The organism is Pontibacillus yanchengensis, assembly GCF_009856295.1.
Lineage (GTDB): Bacteria > Bacillota > Bacilli > Bacillales > BH030062 > Pontibacillus > Pontibacillus yanchengensis_A.
On sequence record NZ_WMEU01000006.1, the window covers coordinates 191505 to 213676 of the forward strand.

The 22172-nt window shown below is 37.5% G+C and carries 22 protein-coding genes and 2 pseudogenes; 22 read left to right on the forward strand and 2 right to left on the reverse strand.

What is annotated here, in order from left to right:
* The first annotated feature begins 200 nt into the window (after nt 1-200).
* From GLW08_RS17365 to GLW08_RS17465, 22 genes and pseudogenes are all read left to right on the forward strand, one after another.
* Complete coding sequence (locus GLW08_RS17365; RefSeq protein ID WP_337193958.1) at nt 201-1004, forward strand: heptaprenyl diphosphate synthase component 1; 804 nt, start codon at nt 201-203, stop codon at nt 1002-1004.
* A 2-nt stretch (nt 1005-1006) separates the two neighbouring features.
* Nucleotides 1007-1720: a demethylmenaquinone methyltransferase gene (locus GLW08_RS17370; protein ID WP_160849916.1), complete on the forward strand. Its 714-nt coding sequence runs from the start codon at nt 1007-1009 to the stop codon at nt 1718-1720.
* Nucleotides 1721-2030: 310 nt separating this feature from the next.
* Complete coding sequence (hepT, locus tag GLW08_RS17375) at nt 2031-3002, forward strand: heptaprenyl diphosphate synthase component II (RefSeq protein WP_160849917.1); 972 nt, start codon at nt 2031-2033, stop codon at nt 3000-3002.
* A gap of 98 nt (nt 3003-3100) precedes the next feature.
* Nucleotides 3101-3547 (forward strand): nucleoside-diphosphate kinase, encoded by a 447-nt coding sequence (gene ndk / locus GLW08_RS17380; protein WP_160849918.1) that lies wholly within the window; start codon nt 3101-3103, stop codon nt 3545-3547.
* 353 nt (nt 3548-3900) lie between these two features.
* The gene (locus GLW08_RS17385; RefSeq protein ID WP_272917099.1) at nt 3901-4680 is read left to right on the forward strand and encodes a CheR family methyltransferase; all 780 of its coding nucleotides are present in this window, start codon (nt 3901-3903) and stop codon (nt 4678-4680) included.
* Between the two features lie 506 nt (nt 4681-5186).
* Nucleotides 5187-6353 carry a chorismate synthase gene (aroC, locus tag GLW08_RS17390; protein ID WP_160849919.1) on the forward strand — a complete coding sequence of 389 codons (1167 nt, stop codon included), beginning with the start codon at nt 5187-5189 and terminating at the stop codon, nt 6351-6353.
* A complete protein-coding gene (aroB, locus tag GLW08_RS17395) occupies nt 6353-7447 on the forward strand; it encodes a 3-dehydroquinate synthase (protein ID WP_237458495.1) in 1095 nt (364 codons plus the stop codon). The genes aroC and aroB overlap by 1 nt, the downstream gene beginning before the upstream one ends.
* Nucleotides 7444-7821: a chorismate mutase gene (aroH, locus tag GLW08_RS17400; RefSeq protein ID WP_160849920.1), complete on the forward strand. Its 378-nt coding sequence runs from the start codon at nt 7444-7446 to the stop codon at nt 7819-7821. Before aroB ends, aroH begins: the two co-directional genes overlap by 4 nt.
* Nucleotides 7822-7824: 3 nt before the next feature.
* On the forward strand, nt 7825-8916 hold the full coding sequence (gene hisC, locus GLW08_RS17405) for a histidinol-phosphate transaminase (protein WP_160849921.1): 1092 nt from the start codon (nt 7825-7827) through the stop codon (nt 8914-8916).
* A 9-nt stretch (nt 8917-8925) separates the two neighbouring features.
* Nucleotides 8926-10026 (forward strand): prephenate dehydrogenase, encoded by a 1101-nt coding sequence (locus GLW08_RS17410; protein WP_160849922.1) that lies wholly within the window; start codon nt 8926-8928, stop codon nt 10024-10026.
* 14 nt (nt 10027-10040) lie between these two features.
* Complete coding sequence (gene aroA / locus GLW08_RS17415; protein WP_160849923.1) at nt 10041-11336, forward strand: 3-phosphoshikimate 1-carboxyvinyltransferase; 1296 nt, start codon at nt 10041-10043, stop codon at nt 11334-11336.
* A gap of 68 nt (nt 11337-11404) precedes the next feature.
* The gene (locus tag GLW08_RS17420; protein WP_160849924.1) at nt 11405-12280 is read left to right on the forward strand and encodes a hypothetical protein; all 876 of its coding nucleotides are present in this window, start codon (nt 11405-11407) and stop codon (nt 12278-12280) included.
* 16 nt (nt 12281-12296) lie between these two features.
* The gene (locus GLW08_RS17425; RefSeq protein WP_160849925.1) at nt 12297-13556 is read left to right on the forward strand and encodes a tetratricopeptide repeat protein; all 1260 of its coding nucleotides are present in this window, start codon (nt 12297-12299) and stop codon (nt 13554-13556) included.
* A 37-nt stretch (nt 13557-13593) separates the two neighbouring features.
* Nucleotides 13594-14148 carry a ReoY family proteolytic degradation factor gene (locus GLW08_RS17430; protein ID WP_160849926.1) on the forward strand — a complete coding sequence of 185 codons (555 nt, stop codon included), beginning with the start codon at nt 13594-13596 and terminating at the stop codon, nt 14146-14148.
* A gap of 113 nt (nt 14149-14261) precedes the next feature.
* On the forward strand, nt 14262-14729 hold the full coding sequence (locus GLW08_RS17435; RefSeq protein ID WP_160909241.1) for a YpiF family protein: 468 nt from the start codon (nt 14262-14264) through the stop codon (nt 14727-14729).
* A 138-nt stretch (nt 14730-14867) separates the two neighbouring features.
* A complete protein-coding gene (locus GLW08_RS17440) occupies nt 14868-15377 on the forward strand; it encodes a ubiquinol-cytochrome c reductase iron-sulfur subunit (RefSeq protein WP_160849928.1) in 510 nt (169 codons plus the stop codon).
* A gap of 3 nt (nt 15378-15380) precedes the next feature.
* Nucleotides 15381-16055 carry a menaquinol-cytochrome c reductase cytochrome b subunit gene (gene qcrB / locus GLW08_RS17445; protein ID WP_036818569.1) on the forward strand — a complete coding sequence of 225 codons (675 nt, stop codon included), beginning with the start codon at nt 15381-15383 and terminating at the stop codon, nt 16053-16055.
* 41 nt (nt 16056-16096) lie between these two features.
* Nucleotides 16097-16855 (forward strand): annotated as a pseudogene (locus GLW08_RS21985) (c-type cytochrome); the annotation flags it as partial.
* A gap of 162 nt (nt 16856-17017) precedes the next feature.
* Nucleotides 17018-17233, forward strand: a pseudogene (locus tag GLW08_RS22460) (c-type cytochrome); the annotation flags it as partial.
* A 114-nt stretch (nt 17234-17347) separates the two neighbouring features.
* Entirely contained in the window at nt 17348-17935 is a 588-nt protein-coding gene (locus GLW08_RS17455) for a DUF1405 domain-containing protein (RefSeq protein ID WP_160849930.1), read from the forward strand.
* A gap of 69 nt (nt 17936-18004) precedes the next feature.
* Nucleotides 18005-18796 carry a sporulation protein YpjB gene (locus GLW08_RS17460; protein ID WP_160849931.1) on the forward strand — a complete coding sequence of 264 codons (792 nt, stop codon included), beginning with the start codon at nt 18005-18007 and terminating at the stop codon, nt 18794-18796.
* Nucleotides 18797-18867: 71 nt separating this feature from the next.
* Nucleotides 18868-19560: a zinc metallopeptidase gene (locus GLW08_RS17465; RefSeq protein ID WP_160849932.1), complete on the forward strand. Its 693-nt coding sequence runs from the start codon at nt 18868-18870 to the stop codon at nt 19558-19560.
* A 578-nt stretch (nt 19561-20138) separates the two neighbouring features.
* Here GLW08_RS17465 and GLW08_RS17470 read toward each other — a convergent pair.
* Together GLW08_RS17470 and GLW08_RS17475 are read right to left on the reverse strand one after the other, a co-directional pair.
* Nucleotides 20139-20765 (reverse strand): hypothetical protein, encoded by a 627-nt coding sequence (locus GLW08_RS17470; protein ID WP_160849933.1) that lies wholly within the window; start codon nt 20763-20765, stop codon nt 20139-20141.
* A gap of 139 nt (nt 20766-20904) precedes the next feature.
* The gene (locus tag GLW08_RS17475) at nt 20905-21804 is read right to left on the reverse strand and encodes a YitT family protein (protein WP_160849934.1); all 900 of its coding nucleotides are present in this window, start codon (nt 21802-21804) and stop codon (nt 20905-20907) included.
* Nucleotides 21805-22172 lie beyond the last annotated feature (368 nt).

Genomic DNA, 22172 nt, shown 5'->3' on the forward strand with positions numbered 1-22172 from the left:
ATAACAAACAGGTTTAGGATAGTGTACCTAATCGATTTATACCTATGACATACATATTAATCATCATTCATAGAAGAAATGGTGTTTTTCAAGTTTTAAATGGGCACCCTATACCTATTGATCAGTGAATTGCCATAGTAAGGTATGCTATAATGGTGTATGACTTAGCCGATAAAATCGGTATGGAAAGGCTTTAGGTGATGGCTTTGAATAGTAAAGACTTAAATATCGAGGAAATTAGATCATCAATCGAAAATCAAATTCGACATCCTTATTTAGCCAAATTCATCCCAAATCCTGTAATAAGTGAAGATAAATTAATGTTTCTAGCAACATTGATGAAGCAATCTGAGCTACCTGAAGACAAACAAAAGCAATACATCATCACCACGATGTTAGTTCAAATTGCACTTGATACACATGAATTAGTTACAACTACAGGAGCTCATGAAACAGCTGAAGTTCAAAAACAGCGACAATTAACCGTGTTAGCAGGTGATTATTACAGTGGGTTGTATTATTATCTTTTATCTAAACTTGAAGATCTCCCTATGATTCAAACATTAGCCTCAACGATTAAGGAGATTAACGAGTTGAAGATGAACATATATAATCAAGATTTCCCGACTCTATCACAAGTAATGGATGGATTAATGAAAGTAGAATCCTTATTAATTCAACGAGTTGCTGAGTTTGTGCAGAAACCTGTTATGAACGATGTTGCGGGTGATTGGCTATTAGCAATGCGATTACAATCCGAAAACAAACGTTACCATAAAAGAGAAACGGCGCCTATTCTTGAGTTATTGATGAGGAGCCCATTTGTTCAGGTAAATGGAATACATGCTATTCGTACGATGGACAAATTAATTCGCAAGCATATGCTTCGAGTAGAACAGTCCATTTCACATCTACCACAAAATTTTGAAATCTTAAAAGATTACTTGCAACAGCATATATACCAATCATTTTATATTAAACAACGAGCAATGGAAGAAGGGTAATTATGGCTCAACAAACAAAATCTGAACGTGTACATCACGTTTTTGAGAAAATATATAATCGATATGATTTGATGAATTCCATTATATCCTTTCAAAGACACAAAGCTTGGCGAAAAGACGTAATGAAAAAAATGCAAGTACATCCAGGTGACCAAGCCCTTGATGTATGCTGTGGAACTGGGGACTGGACCATTGCTCTATCAGAAGAAGTAGGGAATAAGGGTAGAGTGATAGGGCTTGATTTTAGCCAGAATATGTTGTCTGTTGGTCGTAAAAAGAAACAAGAACTGACACTTAAAAATACAGAATTCATCCATGGTGATGCGATGAATTTACCGTTTGAGGATAATGAATTTGATTTTGTTACCATAGGTTTTGGATTACGCAACGTACCGGACTATATGACTGTTCTTCAGGAAATGACTAGAGTAGTTAAACCAGGTGGTAAGGTTGTATGTCTGGAAACCTCTCAACCAACTGCACCAGGGTTCAGACAAGCCTATTATTTCTATTTTCGTTATATCATGCCTGTTTTCGGACGTCTTTTTGCTAAAAGCTATGATGAATACGCATGGCTCCATGAGTCAGCCAAAGACTTTCCAGGTAGGGAAGAATTGCGTAAGATGTTTGAAGACGCAGGATTGAATCCTGTGGAAGTTAAAAGCTATACAGGTGGAGTAGCAGCAATGCATATGGGTGAAAAGCCAAAACAATAAGAACAAAAGCTTAGGGCTCGCGCTGTGTGACGTATGGTCTACGGTCTATACGACGCAGATTGTGTTGCTGGATGTTGAAGTAGGTTTATTCGAGCCTTTTTCACCTTAGAACTTCACCTGATCCCTTAGGAGATAAAAGGACTGCGACAACATGAGTGACTTGATGGTGACGTATCACTCTTATCATACATAGGCAAGTGAAGCACAATAGTCTCTGCAGCTGTGTGTGCTCTTTAATAGTACACATAAGCCAACATTTTTATACTTTCCTATATAGCAAGAAATAAACTGATTCAAAAGGTGACCCCCAATGAAATTAGCAATGATATATCCATTTTTGAAAAACGATATCGATAAAATTGAACAAGCATTGAATCAAACGATTCAAGCAGAACATCCAGTGCTACGGGAAGCTTCTACTCAGTTACTTGAAGCAGGTGGGAAGCGAATTCGTCCCGTGTTTGTTTTGTTAGCGGGAAAATTTGGCGAATATGATATCGAACGTATGAAAGATGTCGCGGTATCGTTAGAGTTGATTCATATGGCGTCATTGGTTCACGATGATGTTATCGACGATGCCGAATTACGAAGGGGACAACCAACAATAAAAGCTAAATGGGATAACCGTATAGCTATGTACACAGGTGATTATATTTTTGCGAGAGCTCTAGAATGCTTATCTAATTTAGAGACTGCTAAAGCCCATCGAATTCTCTCAGAAACTATTGTGGAAATATGTATCGGTGAAATTGAACAAATAAAGGATAAATTTAATTGGGATCAAAATCTTCGTACATATTTAAGGAGAATTCGTAGAAAGACGGCCATACTCATTGCAGTTAGTTGTAGACTTGGTGCTGTAGCTGCCGGTGCTTCCCTAGAAGTGGAAAGAGCTTTATTCCGTTATGGATATTATGTAGGGATGTCCTATCAAATAATTGATGATGTATTAGACTTTACTTCTACAGAAAAAGAACTGGGTAAGCCTGCTGGTAGTGATTTAATGCAAGGGAATATCACCTTGCCTGTGTTGTATGCGATGCAGCAAGACTCTAATTTAAGGCAAGATTATCTTGAATCTCTTGAAAACGAGGAAGCATCTAGTGAACAAATGCAACATATTATCACACGAATTAAAGATACCGGAGCTATAAAGCAATCCCTTGCTATTAGTGAAAAATATTTACATAAGGCTTTTACTGAAATAGAAGTATTACCTGATCAAAAAGAAAAGCAGACTTTAAGAAATATAGCGAAATATATCGGCAAACGGAAATCCTAACCAAATTCTGTTTGCTACTTTTTTTATAATCTGATAGAATTTTCTACGGTAATATATTTAAACGCTTTCACAATCTACATAACGAAGAGGTGGAGAAAATGGAAAAAACGTTTATTATGGTAAAACCTGATGGAGTGCAACGCAATTTAGTAGGAGACATTGTTTCCCGTTTTGAGAAAAAAGGCTTTAAGTTAGCAGGTGCTAAACTAATGCAAATCCCAAATGCTCTAGCAGAAGAACATTATGGGGAACACAAAGAGAAACCTTTCTTTGGTGAGTTAGTAGAATTTATTACATCTGGACCAGTATTTGCAATGGTGTGGGAAGGCGAAAATGTAATCGCTACCGCGCGTCAGATGATGGGACAAACAAAACCTTCTGAGGCATTACCTGGAACAATAAGAGGAGATTTTGGCCTTACAGTAGGGAAGAACGTAGTACATGGCTCTGATTCCCCTGAAAGCGCAGAACGTGAGATTAATCTTTTCTTTAATCAAGATGAATTAGTAAGCTATGAAAAAAATGACCACAATTGGATTTACTAATTAGTAAGATTCCATAAAATCTCAAAAGACACCTTGGCTTTAAAAAAAGCTAGGGTGTCTTTTATATTTTGTATTATGTCTATTAACACGAATATGTACATCAAGGTATGTGGGCCTAATAACATTAGCATTTGTAGAAGTTATTCCATTTTTATGACACGACGAAACAGTTGTATATAGTGCGTATTATCTAATATTTATGCCTTCCCTATAATGCCTTGTATTTTTGAGTGCAAATGACCCTTTTCGACAATTCTCGCGCTTTTCTGATACCTTTACAGAAAACTAGTGTTCCATTCATATAAGTTTTGATAGAATGAGAAGGAGCGGGAGAAAGGGAGCGTACATAAAAGATGAGCATGGATTATCAAACATTTATTCAGCAAGTAAATCGAAGAACTGGGATTGATTTATCCCTGTATAAAGAAGCTCAGATGAAGAGAAGATTAACAACATTACGAGATAAAAGAGGTTTCCCTACATTTGATGAATATTTTAAAGCATTAATCAAAGACCAACAGTTGTATTTTGAATTTTTAGATCGGATGACCATTAATGTTTCTGAATTTTATCGAAATTATAAGAGGTGGGAAGTACTAGAGAAAACGATTCTCCCTTCCTTAGTAAAAGGTAAAAATAAAATAAAGGTATGGAGTGCTGCCTGTTCTACTGGTGAAGAACCATACACGCTTGCAATGGTACTAAGTCAATTTTTTTCGTTATCTGACATTAAAGTTCTTGCTACGGATATTGACGAGAATTCAATGCAACGAGCACGTGAAGGTGTCTATCCTGAACGTTCTTTAAAAGAAGTTCCTCCTTCTATAAAAAAGAAATACTTTAAACAAGAAGGCCAATTTTATCATGTAACGAATGATATTAAACAAACCGTTACATTTAAAAAACATAACCTACTGGCGGACGCATATGAACAACATTTCGATCTTATTATTTGTCGCAATGTTTTAATCTACTTTACAGAGCAAGCAAAAATGGAGGTCTACCAAAAATTTAGTGACTCCTTAAAACCGAATGGAATTCTCTTTGTCGGAAGTACCGAACAAATATTCACCCCTCAACATTATCATCTAGAAGTGGCAGACACATTTTTTTATCAGAAAAAACTTGTCTAAGAGATCTTATGGATCTCTTTTTTTATAGAAAAAAGCATTTCTTTTGGCGCTTATATGTTCATTTCCAGCCCATAGAGACTAGTAAACTTCCTACTTCTCCTTACGATAAGTCAGCATCGGATCGCTACCGCTCTCCGTGTTTCCTTTCGACCTACACGACGTAGGTTGGTTCGATGTTGCTGCGTGACGAAAAGGGTTTAATCGGACCTCCATCATTTCAGAACTTCCTCTAAATCACTTTAGACAGTTTGTACGTCGCTAAGCGGGTGCTTGTGCCTTTCTTTATTAAGAATATTATCGATTATACAATCGAGTGTTGTGAAAATTCTAGTAAATGTTGCATAATGCATAGTAAGGTTACACACTAGAAGTATTGAGGTAAACTATTCTGAAAATAAAAAACAGTTAGCTTCATTATTCTCATTTTTTTTACTTGAAACACACATCAATACAAGGATATGATATAGTAATACAAAATTGCATACATATACGGGAGGTATAGAATCATGCGCTATTTAACTGCTGGAGAATCACATGGAAAACAACTGACAACCATTATAGAAGGACTTCCTGCGAGAATGCCTTTTGTTAAAGATACAATTAATGAGTCTTTAATTAGAAGACAAGGTGGATATGGAAGAGGACGCCGTATGCAAATTGAAAAGGATTTAATAGAAGTGACAGGCGGTGTTCGTCATGGGTACACATTAGGTTCACCTGTTTCGTTAGTACTGCACAACGATGATTTCACACATTGGAGAAACATTATGGGGGAAGACCCTATTCCAGAGGATGAGGAAGTGCGTCGTACTATTAGCCGTCCTAGACCGGGCCACGCAGATTTAAATGGTGCTCTTAAATATGGTCATCGTGATATGCGGAATGTTTTAGAGCGTTCCTCTGCAAGAGAAACTGCTGCAAGAGTTGCTGCTGGATCGGTAGCTAAACAATTACTTTCATCATTAGGCATAAATATTATAGGGTACGTAAATACAATAGGTGGCATTACAGCAGAGTATGATGCTGATTTGTCATTGAAAGAACGTCAGGAACAATCAGAAGAATCACCAGTACGTACGTTAGACAAAGAGGCAGAAAAAACGATGATGGAAGCTATTGATAAAGCTAAGAAAGATGGAGATTCAATTGGTGGAATTGTTGAGGTGATGGTAGAAGGTATGCCAGCTGGAGTAGGCTCGTATGTACACTATGATCGTAAACTAGATGCTAGAATTGGTGGAAGTATCATGAGCATTAACGCCTTCAAAGGAGCGGAAGTAGGAGTAGGATTCGGAGCTGCTCACCTTAATGGAAGTGAAGTTCATGATGAAATAGCGTGGAGTGAAGAAAAAGGGTACTATCGAAAAACGAATAATTTAGGTGGATTTGAAGGTGGAATGACAACTGGTATGCCTATCATCGTGAAAGGCGTTATGAAACCTATTCCTACCTTGTACAAACCACTTCAGAGTGTAGATATTGATTCAAAAGAACCTTTTAAAGCTAGCATTGAAAGGTCTGACTCATGTGCTGTACCTGCTGCAGCCATCGTGATGGAGCACGTCGTAGCATGGGAGCTTGCAAAAGCGATAACAGAACAATTTCCTTCTGATCAATTCCCTAAGCTAAAAGAAAGTATTGATCAATATCGAGAAGAGATTAGGTGCTTCTAATGGTAATGGCAGAGTTACCGATTCATACCAAAGATACAAGCTATAAGGTGTTTATTGGTGAGGGGTTATGCAGTAAGGTTGGATCCCTTCTGCCTAAACAATATAATCAGGTATTTATCATAACGGATTCTCACGTTGCCAACTTGTATTTAAATGAAGTGGTGGCTTCATTTTCGAGTAATGTTACAGTATCAACCTATACTGTCCCTGCAGGTGAAAACTCAAAGCAAATGGACTGGTTCCATGAGTGTCATACGTTTGCAATTGAATCGGGTCTTGAACGAAGTGATTTAATTGTAGCTCTTGGTGGAGGTGTAGTTGGGGATTTGGCTGGATTTGTAGCAGCTACTTACATGCGTGGAATCGACTATATACAAGTACCTACAACGATACTCGCACATGATAGTAGTGTTGGTGGTAAAGTGGCGATTAACCATCCCCAAGGGAAAAATATGATTGGAAGTTTTCACCAACCTAAAGCTGTGATATATGATACCGAAACGCTTGCTACCCTTTCACATACTGAATGGCGATCAGGTATGGCAGAAGTTATTAAACATGCCTTGATAGCAGATCACGAAATGCTAGAACAGTGTTTGGAACTACCATCATTCGACTCGATTTCCAATGCAACGTTAGCTGATTTATTAAAAAAAGGTATCCAAGTTAAAGCAGCGATCGTTAGAGAAGATGAGAAAGAAAAAGGTGTTCGTCGTTATTTAAATCTTGGCCATACACTGGGGCATGCCATCGAAGCTGAATCTGGTTATTCGTCGATTACGCATGGAGAAGCTGTTGCTATTGGAATCGATTTCGCCTTATTTTTAAGTAATAAACAATTCCCTGAAGCAACACTACCAATTGATGCTTACCGCAAATGGTTAGAAAAACACCATTATCCTATGTCATCAAAACTAAAAGAATACAGTATAGAAGCTTTAATGGAAAAGATAAAGAATGATAAAAAGAACGATCGTCAACAAATTCGTATGGTATTGTTATCATCTGTTGGAGAGCCAACACTTGCATCCTACACTGAGAAGGCGTTGATGGATGAGTTAATAGAATTTAGAAGTGAGGTGAGGGATACTTGATACGAGGGGTACGGGGTGCGACCACGGTAGAAGCCAATAAAGAACAAGAAATTCTTACACATACAAATAAACTGATTGTCGATATGATACAACAAAATAAGATTCAAGCAGATGATGTAGCGTCTGTATTTATTTCAACTACAGAAGACTTGGATGACACATTCCCTGCAAAAGCATTAAGACAAGTAGAAGGTTGGACGTATGTTCCTGTTATGTGTATGCGAGAGATTCCTGTACCAAATAGCTTGGAGAAGTGTATTCGTGTGATGATACACTTTAACACTGAACAAAAGCAAAATGAAGTTCATCATCTTTATCACAACAGGGCTGTTCAGTTGAGACCAGATTTAGTTAGAAGAGAACAGGAGGACTAGACCATGAGAACAAAACCTATCTTAGCTAATTTATCCCCATATATACCAGGAAAAACGATAGAAGAAGTGAAACAGTCATATGGCTTAGAACACATTGTGAAACTTGCTTCAAATGAAAATCCTTTTGGTTTTTCTGACTACGTAAAATCAGGCTTACAACAAGCGGTAGAGGGCTTGGAAATTTATCCGGATGGGTATGCTAGAGAATTACGCACAACCCTTTCTAATCGATTAAACGTAAATGAGAAGCAACTTATATTTGGGAACGGATCTGATGAAGTAGTACAGATCATTTGCCGAACATTTTTAGAGCCAGGTGTTAACACAGTAATGGCCACTCCAACCTTTCCTCAATACCGTCATAATGCGCTCATTGAAGGTGCTGAAGTTCGTGAAGTGCCACTTGATAATGGCGTACACGATTTAAACAGTATGTTACAACAAATTGATGATCATACTCGCGTGGTGTGGATTTGTAATCCAAACAATCCTACAGGAACTATGATTGATCATAAAGCCTTTGAATCCTTTATGGAACACTGTCCTGATAATGTCTTAGTTGTGATGGATGAAGCTTATGTGGAGTACGTCTCTAACACTGATTTTCCTGATACATTATCCGCTTTGTCTTCATATGACAATCTATTAATAACAAGAACCTTCTCTAAAGCATACGGATTAGCAGCTCTCAGAATTGGCTATGGTATTGCTAGTGAATCAATCATATCTAATTTAGAGCCTTCGAGAGAGCCCTTTAACACTTCCTCTTTAGCACAAAAAGCGGCTCTTTTAGCATTAGAGGATCAGATATTTATAAACGAAACATTTAAGAGTACGGTTGAAACAAAGAAAGATTTACAAATATTCTGTGACAACCATGGGGTAACCTACTACCCTTCAGAAACGAATTTCTTGCTTATCCATTTGCCAATATCAGGTGATGAGATGACGGAGTATTTATTACGAAACGGTTTTATTGTTCGCTCTGGTGAAGCGCTTGGGATTCCGAACTCTATTCGACTTACAATAGGAAAACAGAACCACATGGACAAAATCATGGAAGCCATGAGTGAAAAACTGTCAGAAGGTAGGTAGATTTAACTCATGCAATCAACGATTCTTGTAAGTGGATTAGGGCTAATTGGAGGCTCTATCGCTTTAAACTTAAAACAACAAAACCATACGACTGTCATTGGGTTTGATCAAAACAAGGAATCTTTAGATTATGCCTTGAAAACAGGTATGATAGATTATTCAGTTCATAGCTTTGAAGAAGGAGTTCATTTCTCAGATGTAGTCGTATTAGCTACACCTGTTTCGGTGTGTATTGACTATCTTCACATAATAGATGAAATGAAACTTTCACAGCCGTTACTAGTGACGGATGTGAGTTCTGTAAAGAAACCTATTATGGAAGCTGCAGCTATGCTTCAAAACAATTTTATTCATTTTGTAGGTGGGCATCCAATGGCTGGTTCCCATAAGCATGGGGTTGAAGCAGCCAAAGCCCACTTGTTTGAAAATGCATTTTACCTGTTAGTCCCCGGAAAAGGGAGTAATGATGAAGATGTTCAAAAACTTGAATCTCTACTTGAATCAACCCGGAGTCATTTTGTCACGGTTGGAGAACAGGAACATGATCAAATGACAGGGGTGATTTCCCATTTTCCTCATCTGATTGCGTCCTCTCTCGTACATCAGGCTAAGAATTGGCATCGTGTTTATCCATTCATGCATGAGTTAGCAGCAGGAGGGTTTCGAGATATTACGAGAATCGCTTCAAGTCACCCAAAAATGTGGAATGATATTCTTCTTCAAAATAAAGACACCATTTTAACGTTATTAAAGGATTGGATTACAGAGATGAATCATCTAAAAGATTTAGTAGAAACGGATGATCATAGTAAACTTCAAACCTACTTAGCAGATGCTAAGCAATTTCGAGATGGTCTTCCTATTAAGAAGAAAGGTGCAATTCCATCCTTTTATGATGTGTATGTGGATATCCATGACCAACCTGGGGCACTCTCCGAGGTAACACACCTTTTAGCTCAATCTAAGATAAGTATTGTGAATATTCAAATTCTTGAAGTTAGAGAAGGGATTACAGGCGTATTAAGGTTGAGTTTTCAGACTGAAGAGGACCAGAAGCGAAGTAAACTAGTTTTAGAGCGAAATGGATATGAAACAACTATTCAATATTAAAAGGGGGGAACTATATGGGTACCATGACTATTTCAAAAAGGACAAAAGCTGTTACTGGGACCATTGCAGTTCCAGGGGATAAATCCATGTCCCATCGAGCAATTATGTTGGCAGCGATATCTAATGGGAAGAGCACGATTGATAATTTCCTAACTGGTGAGGATTGCCTAACCACGATTGTTGCTTTCGAAGCGATGGGGATCAAGATTGAACGAAATGAGAGCAAGGTTACTGTTCATGGCAAGGGATTATATGGCTTAGACGAGTCAATGCAACCTATAAATCTTGGAAACTCTGGTACAACAACACGATTACTTTTAGGAATATTAGCAGGGACACCACACCATTATTGTTTGTATGGAGATGAATCATTATCAGTTCGTCCAATGGACAGAGTGACCATCCCTCTCACCAAAATGGGAGCAGCTTTTGATGGGAATCAACACGGTCGCCTTCTACCGATGAGTGTAAGGGGAGACAACTTACAGCCTATAGAGTACACTCTTCCTATTAATAGCGCTCAAATTAAGTCGTCCATTCTTTTAGCTGGTTTATTTACTAAGGGTATAACAAAAGTGATTGAACCAGTGCCAACACGAGATCATACAGAACGGATGTTTACTGCTTTTGGAGTCGATATCAGTAGACAAGGAAATACAATTTCTCTAAAAGGACAGCAGCAACTCACGGCTACAAATCTTGAAGTTCCAGGTGATATATCCTCCGCGGCTTTTTTTATTTGCGCTGCAGCGTTGAAATCTGAAAGTGACCTTATTATAAAGGATGTAGGATTGAACCCAACCCGTACTGGAATCATTGATGTACTCCAACGTATGGGGGCAAATATCCAAACGAGTATAACTAGATACATTGGGGATGAGCCTATTGGTGAAGTATTTGTAAAAGGTGGGCAATTGACTGGTATAACGATTTCAGGTAACGATATTCCTCGTGTGATTGATGAAATCCCTATTATTGCTTTAATAGCCTCTCAAGCAAATGGGAAGACTGTCATTAAGCATGCAGAAGATTTACGTTACAAGGAGACAGATAGAATACAAGCTGTTGTGGATACATTACGTAACATGGGCGTTGATATTAAAGGAACGGAAGATGGCATGGTCATTAATGGGAAGCCATCCAAACTAAAGGGTGGAGAGTATCATTCTTATAAAGACCATCGTATCGGTATGATGATTGCAATAGCTTCCTTATTAACGAATGAAGATATTAATTTACATGAACCTGATTGCATTTCCATTTCCTATCCTTCATTCTTCAACCATTTTGATCAGCTTTTAGAAGACTAGGAAAGTACACATAACTCTATTAATGTCTTCATACCTTGTACTAACAGCAGTAAGTAGGAGGTAAGGGTATGAAGGCATATTCTATTCATTCAAAGCAAAGTTTAATCCGGAGTGAATGGTCAGAGGTGTCGATAGGTGTACAAAATGGAAAATGGTGTGCGATGCGTGATTTAAATAAGCATACATGTCAAATGAATACAGACTCGCTTTGGATGAGTCCAGGAAAAGTCTATGTGGATCTTGAATTTCCATTATATAAAGTAGACTACTTGGCACCTTTGGTAAGACGATTTATTTATAGGGGTTGTACTTGTATCGTTACACAAGTCCCTATTTATTCAAAACGAGAGATGAAAGAAACTTATTTTGCCTATATTGATGAATTAGAAGGCATAGCAATTGATTACATGGTTGTTCCTCGCATTCCCCTTATTCAACTAGATGCTTCCGTTATTCGCTTCTTTGGACTTCAGAAGGTTCCATTTATCATAGTCGAAGTTACTCATAAAGAAGATTTATTATCAAAAAGTTGGCAATGGATCGCTCAAGCACAACACCCTTCTTTTATACCGATTGTCCCAGTATATCAATTTGATGAAGATACCGTTACGTATAAGGATTGGCTGAAAATTGCTAAACAATTCGGTGTACGTACTTTACCGAAACCTTTAGATGAAAAACCACTTTCCATTGAAAATTTGCGAGTGACAGGAATTTCCCCCTTTAAAGGAGAATTTATACACTTAGGTGATGCAGATTACAATTTATATTCTATTCAACAAACTAAAGAAATTGAAGCTCCCGATCAAATGTTTTATCATAAAGCTATTCCATATGTTACAGTCTTACGTGGTCATATTTTAAGAGCGAAATTAGAGTTAAATGATTATAGTGGATGCGGTACACATCGATCTATTTCGATACCAAACCATTTTATGTATTAACTGAAAGGGTGGAACTATGCAAGGCCTAGAACAAGCAATCCAATTAATGAATTCAGGTAAATCAGATCAAGCTATTGAGCGTTTGCGTACTGAATTATCTAGAGCGAATGACGAGGAAAAATTTACAATAGCTGAAATGTTCCTTCAATGGGGCATGACAGATGATGCCGAGGAAATTCTTCATGAGTTGAATCAGCGATATCCTGGTGAACATGAAATCACGCTTTTATTAGCTGAGATATATGTGGATCAAGAGAAAGATGAACTGGCTATTGACTTATTAAACAAAGTTCCAGAAGATGATGATGAATATATGAGTGCTCTAGTACAACTTGCTGACTTATATCAAGCACAAGGATTATTTGAAGTTGCCGAGCAAAAGCTTTTAACAGCTAAGAATATATCTCCTGCTGAACCGGTGCTGGATTTCGCATTAGGCGAATTAGCTTTTTCTACTGGAGAATACCAAAAATGTATTCCATACTATGAAAAAGCTATGAGGCGGAACCAGCAAATGGGTGAAACAGAAATACCTTTACGGTTAGCTGAATCTTATGCCATCTTAGGTGACTTTCAACAATCTCTTGATTACTTCCAAGCTACGGATGATTACACACCAGACGTCCTGTTCCGTTATGGATTCACCGCTTATCAAGCAAACCGCATTGACATTGCGATGCGTGTATGGAAAAAATTAATAGAAGAAGACCCTTTTTATCAATCCGCATATCCTCTTTTAGCAGAGGCTCAAGAATCAGAAGGATTGATTCAAGAAGCATATGAAACTGCGCATAAAGGCTTGAAAAAAGATGAATTTAATAAGGACTTGTTTGTCCAAGCAGGTAAACTGGCATTTCGTATAGAGAATAAACAAGAAGGATATCAATTGATTCGACAAGCTATCTCGTTAGATCCTGGTGACAAAGAAGCAGCCATCTTTCTAGTAGAGCGACTAAAAGAAGATGGTGATTTTGAAGCAATTAAGGATTTACTAGAACATTTAATCGAAATGAAAGAAGAAGAGCCTCTTTACAAGTGGGAGTTAGCAAGAGCTAACAATGAATTAGAATACTTTAAAGAGGCATTAAACGACTATCAAGAAGCATATAATGCCTTTAAAGATGATAGCGACTTTCTTAAAGAATACGGTTACTTTCTTGTAGAAGAGGGCAGAGTAAACGAGGCTCACGATGTATTAAGTAAATATCTGGGAATTGACCCTACAGACGAAGAAGTGCAAGAGTATATGTCACGTCTACAGACAAATGACGACTAGTGGTGATTCATCTCTTTTAAAAAAGGAGGTCCTGGAAGTGAAAACGCCTGTATCGGTAGAGGATAAAAAGGAATTTGTTCGTTGGTTTTTGAATCATTATCAATTGAAGCGCCGAGAAAGTGTGTGGATCCTGAATTATTTGATTAATCATGACACAATAATGGAAAATGTTCATTTTGTAGAAGAGGCTCGTTTCTGTCCGCGAGGTATTATTATCTCAACTCATTGTGTGGAAGAAGTACCGTTTCGTTTTTATAAGGACCAAATTATGACAACAGATGCCGAGAAATCCTTCCATGATATTCGATTAAACCGAAATGAAGCTGTTTATATTCAGTTGAACTTCAAAAATGGTCATCAATCATCACAATATGCTGCTGTTTTAGAAGAAAACCCGTTTATGCCCAAGGATTATTTTATAACAGAAAAAGATCAAGAAATAGCAGAAAAGATTTTACAAACATCCATTTCAAACTATCAAACAGAACAATTAATGCAACAAATTGATGAAGCATTAGATACAGGTGATAAAGAAACATTCCAGAGACTTTCCCTTCAACTAAAAGAGCTACAGTATAAATACACCCCATAAAGGATATAGGGGTGTATTTTTTTTAGTTGTTACAGGTTAACTTCTTTTCAACACAGATTTTTGTAGTACAATAGAGAATAACTAATAGATAATGGAAGGTTAGGTTTTTGGTTATGCAATGGAAAACAGAAGACATGAATATGTATGTTCAATCTAAAGAATATGTAGATACAATAGTAATTCCGCTTTTACCAGTATCTTTTAATACTGATGATAAACAATTAGTATCGATGGCATTTCAGCATGAACTTTTAACAGTGTTTACAAATGAGATAGAAAAGCAATTTAAAGGAAGGATTTTTCTATCCCCATCCTATACGTATTCTCCTAGTACAGATATAGAACATGAAATGAATAGGCTGAATCTATGGTGTGAAGAAGCCGAGACACAAGGATTCAAACATATTCTATTGTTTACAATGGACCCAAAGTGGAAGAAACAAGAACGTAAATTAGAAGGCTCTCTTATTTGGTTACCTGCAGGACAAGTTGACACATTACATAGTGAGGAGGCACAAAAATATGTCCAATCACAAATTAATCAAGTTACAGAATTAATTATGGCATATTGGCAAGAATAATTCTTGAAGCGATTCCATTCTCATTATTGACCGGACAAGTAGATTGCGCTATCATAGTAATGTCCTAGTAAACTGTGTGATATTTTTCCATGAACGTTCGTGTAAACGTTGGATTATATGGATAGAGGGGGGAAAACAATGAGCGAAAGAAAGCAACAAGTATCCCGTCGACAATTTCTAAACTACACACTAACAGGTGTAGGCGGATTTATGGGTGCAGCAATGCTTGCTCCAATGGTTCGTATGGCTGTTGATCCTGTTCTTCAACCGAAGAAAGAGGGGGATTTTGTAGCGGTAACAGAGGTAAGTAAATTAACTAAAGAACCTCAACGCTTTAACTTCAAAATTGAACAAGTAGATGCATGGTACACCTCTGAAGTAACAAAAGCTGCATGGGTGTATAAAAAGGAGAATGACGAAATCGTTGCTCTATCTCCAATCTGTAAACACCTTGGTTGTGTTGTCAACTGGGAAGGTGGACAAGGACACGAAGATAGATTCTATTGTCCATGTCATGGTGGCTTGTACGAGAAAAGTGGGAAAAATGTTCCTGGCACACCACCACTAGCTCCGTTAGATTCGTATAAGACAAAAGTAAAAGATGGAACGCTTTACTTAGGTGAAGCAGTACCGAATATGGAGGTGTAAAACATGCTTCAAAAACTATATGATTGGGTTGATGAACGTGTTGATATTACACCTTTATGGCGTGATATTGCGGATCACGAAGTCCCAGAACACGTAAACCCTGCTCATCATTTTTCTGCATTTGTTTATTGTTTCGGAGGCTTAACGTTCTTCATTACAGTAATACAAGTGTTGTCTGGAATGTTCTTAACCATGTATTATGTACCAGATATTGAGAATGCATGGAAATCTGTTTATTACTTACAAAAAGAAGTAGCATATGGACAAATTGTTCGAGGCATGCACCACTGGGGTGCGAGTCTAGTTATCGTGATGATATTTTTACATACATTACGTGTATTCTTCCAAGGCGCTTATAAAAAACCTCGTGAATTAAACTGGGTTGTTGGGGTATTAATATTCTTCGTAATGCTTGGACTTGGATTTACTGGTTATCTTTTACCTTGGGATAACAAAGCGTTCTTTGCTACACAGGTTGGCTTAGAGATTGCCCAACAAACACCATTAATTGGTACGCAAGTAAAAACTTTACTTGCTGGTGACCCGGAAATTGTAGGTGCTCAAACCTTAACTCGATTCTTCGCAATTCATGTATTCTTCCTTCCTGCTGCATTGTTTGGTTTAATGGGAGCTCACTTTGTGATGATTCGTAAGCAAGGTATTTCTGGCCCACTATAGAACACGTTTAAAAAATACAGACACACAAAGGAGGGAACGCTGTGCATAGGGGAAAGGGTATGAAATTTGTTGGTGACTCACGTGTACCGGCAGAAAAGAAACCGAATATACCAAAAGACTATTCTGAATATCCTGGTAGAACAGAAGCGTTCTGGCCAAACTTCTTATTAAAAGAATGGTTGGTAGGTGCTGTTTTCTTAATAGGTTTCTTAACATTAACTGTTGTGGCACCATCACCTTTAGAAAAAATGGCAGATCCAACAGATGCTGGGTATATTCCACTACCAGACTGGTACTTCTTGTTTCTTTATCAGTTCTTAAAGTATGAATTCGCCAGTGGACCTTATATTGTTCTTGGCGCATTTATTATTCCAGGCTTAGCTTTTGGTGCATTATTACTAGCACCATTCTTAGATGCTGGACCTGGCCGACGTCCATTTCAGCGTCCAATATCAAATGCATTGATGTTAATCGGTTTAGCTGCAACTGTATTCCTTACTTGGGAAGCAGCAGACCACGTTGATTGGGAAGCGCGTGCTGAATCAGGTAAGATTACTAAGGATGTAGAGATTAATACACAAGCTGAAGGTTATCAAATCTTTAAACAGAATTGTGCTTCCTGTCATGGTCAAGAACTAGGAGGAGGAGTAGGACCTTCCTTAGTTGGTACAGAGTTGTCGGTTGATAAGATTAAAGAAATTGCTATAAACGGTAAAGGTGACATGCCTGCTGTTATGAAAGGGAAGCCTGAAGAACAGATTCAAACACTTGCAGAGTTCGTTAAGAATCCTGCTGGTGGAGGTGAAGGAGGATCTGAAGGTGGCTCTTCTGATGGTAGCTCTGAGGGAGGTTCTGAAGGAGATTCCGAAGATGGCTCTGAAGGTGATTCCCAAGGAGGTTCTGAAGGAGAATCTGAAGGAAACTCTGGTGATACTGCGAGTATTAACACAGAAGCTGCAGGCTATGAAATCTTTAAACAGAACTGTGCCTCTTGTCATGGACAGGAATTAGGTGGAGGCGCAGGACCTAACCTAGTAAATAGTAAGCTTTCTCAAGATGAAATTAAGCAAATTGTTACAAATGGTAAAGGTAGTATGCCTGCTGTTATGAAAGGAAAACCAGAAGGAGACATTAATAAGCTTACAGAATTTGTTGCTAATCCAACAAATGGAGGCTAGGAGTCTTTATTCTGACATTCTTTCTTTTACAACGTTAATGAATGAATAATAACCAATGAAACAAGAAGCTGGCTTCAATAAGCCAGCTTCTTTTTCTAAATGGAGAGGGATTGTATGATTAAATATGTGTTAGAGCAGAAGGGATTTCTAGCTCTATTGTTAGTCATAAATATAGTAGGTACGGCTTACGGTTATTGGTGGTACAGAGGGCAACTAGCTGTAACGCCAGATCATTTTCTGATATTTGTGCCTGATAGTCCAACAGCGAGCTTGTTTTTTTGTATTTTTTTGGCATTTTTAATTGTTGGAAAACATGTACCATACATAGAAGCTCTAGCTATTGTAACTCTCTTTAAATATGGAGTATGGGCTGTAATGATGAATTTACTTACATTGATTGTATCAGGGTACCTTTCCCCAGCAGGTTATATGTTAATTGCGTCCCATGGAGCAATGGCTATACAGGGATTATTGTATGCGCCATTTTATAAAATTAAAATAAGACATCTTGTAGTTGCTGCAATATGGACGTTACATAACGACGTTATTGATTATGTGTTTGGTATGATGCCAGTATATGGAATTTTGAACCAGTACATAAATCAAATAGGATACGTCACATTTTGGTTAAGCATTCTTTCTTTATTTATTGCTTATCTCCTTACCGTTAAACAAAATGTTCAAAAGACATATAATTTCTAATCGCTTGTACTAATCCCTGTAGTTCACACATACATTGTAAGCACAAGGTTTGTGTGAGAGGGGACCAATATGAGACGGATATTTGAACAAAAACAGAGTAGAATAATAGTGCTTTGTATCGTGATGATACTCTTTTTAGTACCGGGACAAGTCGTTCGAGCTGAGACTTCTTTGAGTGAGCTACAGTCTAGTACGTATTTGTATTTGCAGATGATTAAAGAAGGACGAATGGATGCTGCTGAGGCAATCCTTGCTAAAGTGGAGCGGCTGACTTTGGATGAAGAAATAGCAAAGATTCGGAACGGCCCTTATGATTTGAACATGCTTATACAAGAAACAAGATACACCTTGGAGGATGAAGAAGCCACAAGAGAGGAAAGATATAATCGAGCCTTAACAGTTGCGTTATATGTAGATGCCCATGAAAATCAAGTAGATCCATTATGGGATGTTTGGAGAGGTCATATCATTGAGCTAATAGATCAAACCTTAAGTACAGAAAAACCTGTATCTAATCATTCATTACAAAAAATTTATCAGCTATATGAAAGCATATTACCTGCTATGCATACGTCATTAGAAAAAAATGATATGATGGAAGTTGAAGTACAACAGTATGCTTTATTAAAACAGCTAGCAGAGCGTCCTAATGAAAATAGGGCTCAAGTACTTCTAGAATTAGCCAATGTATTAGAGAATATTCAACCTCAGGAGAAAAAGGGGCTTACAGAGGAGCCAGAGTTTATTTGGTTAATGTGGACTGTTGGTGGACTGATTGTGATTACATTAATTTATGTAGGTTGGAGAAAATATAGAGGTGAATCTGAACAAGAAGTTAAATCGAGAGAGCGAGATAGTTGACGAATGACTTTTTTTTGACTAAAATTGACCTTATAATAAAGAAGTTTATAACACCTATGGAGGAATGAAAAATGATTTTTGGTGGATTTGGAGGCTATTTAATTTATTTAGCTATTCTCCTCATCATCCCTATATGGGCTCAATGGAAAGTGAAGAGCACATATAAGAAGTATTCGAAAGTCCGTAATGAATCAAACATGACTGGCGCAGAAGTAGCCAGAAAAATATTAGATGAAAATGGACTGTATAATGTTGCTGTTGAAGAAGTGAAAGGCATGTTATCGGATCATTATGATCCTCGCAAAAAGGTCGTCCGCCTATCTTCAGGTAACTATCATGAGCCATCAGCCGCAGCCCAAGCAGTTGCTGCTCACGAAGTAGGTCATGCCATCCAGGATGCAGAGGAATACGCATTTTTAAAATTCCGTTCTTCCTTAGCACCTGTAGCAAGTATAGGATCAAACATGTCTATATTTATTTTAATTGCAGGTGTTCTTTTCTCAATTTCAGGTCTAGTATTGATTGGGATTGTCTTCATGGCATTTGCAGTTCTATTCCAATTCGTAACACTTCCTGTCGAGTTTGATGCTTCAAACAGGGCAATGAATCACTTGATTTCTTCAGGTGTTATTCGTAACAACGAAGAAAAGCAAACCAAAAAAGTACTAAATGCAGCTGCATTAACGTATGTAGCATCAGCTTTAGTAGCGCTTCTAGAACTACTACGTTTTGTTCTTATTTTCGTAGGAATGAATGAAGATTAAATCAATTAAAAGGGGCTGGGACATATTTGTTTTAGCCTATTAAAAATCCGAACTATAATTCGAAATCTTCTTTTGAGGATTCGAAATAGTTCGGATTTTTTTATAAATTTCTGTTTTCTTAATATCATTCGGCTTTAGAACTGGGTATTATTAATATGGAAGACATGAAGTTGAGATAAATTTGGATGGGTCCACACTTAATGAAAGTTAGAGGGGGGGGGGGATAGGAAACAACTCGCTTTCCTGCGGGCGAGAGGCTGGTTAGCCTTTTCGATCTCCTGGGTCTCACACCTACCTCATTCCCCCTCGGGAGTCTCGCAGTTTCCTACCCAACACAGAGTTAGGCAGGACCCCACAGATCCCTGGTTTTGGGCTCGAGGAGACTTGCCGGTTCGCCGGCAGGAAGTGAGTTGTTCCACGGCGATATAAAGCAATGGAAACATCCCTCTTTTTTCTAGATGCCAGATGTATCTCGATTCTAATTCTTCAAGATAATGGGGCTTAATAGGAATAGATCCATAAATAAAAGAGCTTAGGACTTCCTAAGCTCTTTTGATATGATAGTAAAATCTAATTGATTATTGGAACTCTTTATAGAAATCTGGTGTGACAAGGTCTACTTCTTCGTAAAGACCTTTCATTTTTTTAGAGAAAGTATTAAACTTTTCTTCCGCTTTAGAGAAGTCTGCTTCGAGTGGATTGTCCAACGCACTTTTAGCTTCGGTAAAATACGCTTTTAAATCCTCAATAGCGCTTTTCATAGTGTCCTGTTGCTCTTGAGAAAGATCACTAGGTACTTCAAATGAGTCTAAAGATGAAATAGCTTCTTCTGCAGCAGTTTGAGCTTCTTTCGCTTTTTCCTTGATACTTGATTTTAGTTCCTCAGGATTTTCAACATCTTCGCCGCCTTCTAACTTGGCAATATCCGATTGAACGCCTACTATTTTCGCATTATGAGAACGTACTGTATCTGCCATTTTTAATTGAGTGTCCATTAAAACAGATTGAGCTGACTGTTGATCACTTTCTGCGTTATCAGAGTTTTCTGTGTTCTCATTTGAGCTTTCATTTTCTTGAGTCGTTTCTTCCTGTTGCTGTGATTCTTGATTCTCTTCGGTATCGGTACTATCCCCGTTTTCTTCACCACCACATCCTGCTACAACAAGGATGGATGAAATGCCTAATGTAAGAAGTAATTTCTTCATTTCCAAGACCCCTCTCTATTCCTTCCTAATTTTTGAGAATAATTCAAAATATTCCCTACCTAAATGAAAATATACCAATTAATGTAAGGTTGTCAACTCTTACGTTTGAAAATTATTGTAAACTGGGCAAGTAGTTTTATTACTTTTCAATTGGATTTTTATTTTCATCTAACGTAAAGCCTTCACCTAGTACATCGTGAACAGATGTAACTGCAACAAACGCATGTGGATCAACAGAATTAATAATATTTTTTAACCTAATAATTTCATTTCGACCAACAACACAATAAAGAACATCTCGTCTCTCTCCAGTAAAGCTACCTTTTCCAGCTAAAACGGTAACACCTCTGTCCATTTCTTTCATGATCTTAGCAGAAATGGCCTGACTTTCGTGTGAAATGATAGTAGCTCCTCGAGCTGCATATGATCCTTCTACGATGAAATCAATAACTCTTGCACCTACAAAAACAGCTACTAATGTGTACATTCCTTCTATATGGTCAAGATAAAAAAGAACTGCAGCTGCGATGACAGCAGTATCAAATAAAAACATTGTCCGTCCCATGCTGACTCCAAAGTATTTATTCACTAATCTAGCAATTATATCAACGCCACCAGTTGTTCCTCCACTACGAAAGATAATTCCTAATCCGAGTCCTATAAACACTCCTGCAAAAAGTGAAGCTAACGTCATATCGTTTCGTAAGTCGATTTCAATCATATATACTTGGAATATCCATAGGAAGAATGAAACAGCAAACGTTCCGATGATCGAATAAATCAGTGTGTTTCTACCTAATAATTTCCAACCAATAATAAACACTGGAATATTTAAAACCAGATTCATGATTGATATATTAAGTCCAAAGTGGTCTAGAATAAGAATGATTCCAGTGAACCCACCTTCGGCCAAATTATTCTGCATATTAAAATGTACAATTCCAAAACCGAATATAGCTGATCCTATGAGTATGAAGATAATATTTTTAAATTTTATACCGAACAAACAGATACCCCCTTTTAATAAATCTCTTTCCATCACTCCATCTATTATAGACAACTTCATGAATTTGGAGCAATGAATACTTTAAGGGTAGCAAAAAATTTGTCAAACAAGCCCCTTTTAGCTAACATGAAAGAAGGTTGATAACTAGCTTTATGAAAGAGGTGTAAAATGGAATAAGGTAATCAGACCTTAACCATAGTGGAAATGCAGGATTTAGTACATGAAAATACATATTATAATGTAAAGGAAATTACTTTACGTTACGAAGTATGATGAACCAAAATAACATAGGGAGCTGTTGGATTAGTTAAATAACTAGTTCATAACTATGGAGAAATGCTTAAGTAATCTTCTGAAGCAAAGAAGACAATGGTGAACGTTTCATTGTTATGCATTGTTTT

What these genes read in the sequence shown, in the direction of transcription:
- GLW08_RS17440 (WP_160849928.1), top strand. Translation starts at nt 14,868, where the DNA reads ATGAGCGAAAGAAAGCAACAAGTATCCCGTCGACAATTTCTAAACTAC.
- hepT (WP_160849917.1), top strand. Translation starts at nt 2,031, where the DNA reads ATGAAATTAGCAATGATATATCCATTTTTGAAAAACGATATCGATAAA.
- hisC (WP_160849921.1), top strand. Translation starts at nt 7,825, where the DNA reads ATGAGAACAAAACCTATCTTAGCTAATTTATCCCCATATATACCAGGA.
- GLW08_RS17410 (WP_160849922.1), top strand. Translation starts at nt 8,926, where the DNA reads ATGCAATCAACGATTCTTGTAAGTGGATTAGGGCTAATTGGAGGCTCT.
- GLW08_RS17365 (WP_337193958.1), top strand. Translation starts at nt 201, where the DNA reads ATGGCTTTGAATAGTAAAGACTTAAATATCGAGGAAATTAGATCATCA.
- GLW08_RS17370 (WP_160849916.1), top strand. Translation starts at nt 1,007, where the DNA reads ATGGCTCAACAAACAAAATCTGAACGTGTACATCACGTTTTTGAGAAA.
- qcrB (WP_036818569.1), top strand. Translation starts at nt 15,381, where the DNA reads ATGCTTCAAAAACTATATGATTGGGTTGATGAACGTGTTGATATTACA.
- aroB (WP_237458495.1), top strand. Translation starts at nt 6,353, where the DNA reads ATGGTAATGGCAGAGTTACCGATTCATACCAAAGATACAAGCTATAAG.
- aroA (WP_160849923.1), top strand. Translation starts at nt 10,041, where the DNA reads ATGGGTACCATGACTATTTCAAAAAGGACAAAAGCTGTTACTGGGACC.
- aroC (WP_160849919.1), top strand. Translation starts at nt 5,187, where the DNA reads ATGCGCTATTTAACTGCTGGAGAATCACATGGAAAACAACTGACAACC.
- GLW08_RS17470 (WP_160849933.1), bottom strand. Translation starts at nt 20,765, where the DNA reads ATGAAGAAATTACTTCTTACATTAGGCATTTCATCCATCCTTGTTGTA.
- GLW08_RS17465 (WP_160849932.1), top strand. Translation starts at nt 18,868, where the DNA reads ATGATTTTTGGTGGATTTGGAGGCTATTTAATTTATTTAGCTATTCTC.
- GLW08_RS17425 (WP_160849925.1), top strand. Translation starts at nt 12,297, where the DNA reads ATGCAAGGCCTAGAACAAGCAATCCAATTAATGAATTCAGGTAAATCA.
- GLW08_RS17475 (WP_160849934.1), bottom strand. Translation starts at nt 21,804, where the DNA reads ATGGAAAGAGATTTATTAAAAGGGGGTATCTGTTTGTTCGGTATAAAA.
- GLW08_RS17435 (WP_160909241.1), top strand. Translation starts at nt 14,262, where the DNA reads ATGCAATGGAAAACAGAAGACATGAATATGTATGTTCAATCTAAAGAA.
- ndk (WP_160849918.1), top strand. Translation starts at nt 3,101, where the DNA reads ATGGAAAAAACGTTTATTATGGTAAAACCTGATGGAGTGCAACGCAAT.
- GLW08_RS17460 (WP_160849931.1), top strand. Translation starts at nt 18,005, where the DNA reads ATGAGACGGATATTTGAACAAAAACAGAGTAGAATAATAGTGCTTTGT.
- GLW08_RS17385 (WP_272917099.1), top strand. Translation starts at nt 3,901, where the DNA reads ATGAGCATGGATTATCAAACATTTATTCAGCAAGTAAATCGAAGAACT.
- GLW08_RS17455 (WP_160849930.1), top strand. Translation starts at nt 17,348, where the DNA reads ATGATTAAATATGTGTTAGAGCAGAAGGGATTTCTAGCTCTATTGTTA.
- GLW08_RS17420 (WP_160849924.1), top strand. Translation starts at nt 11,405, where the DNA reads ATGAAGGCATATTCTATTCATTCAAAGCAAAGTTTAATCCGGAGTGAA.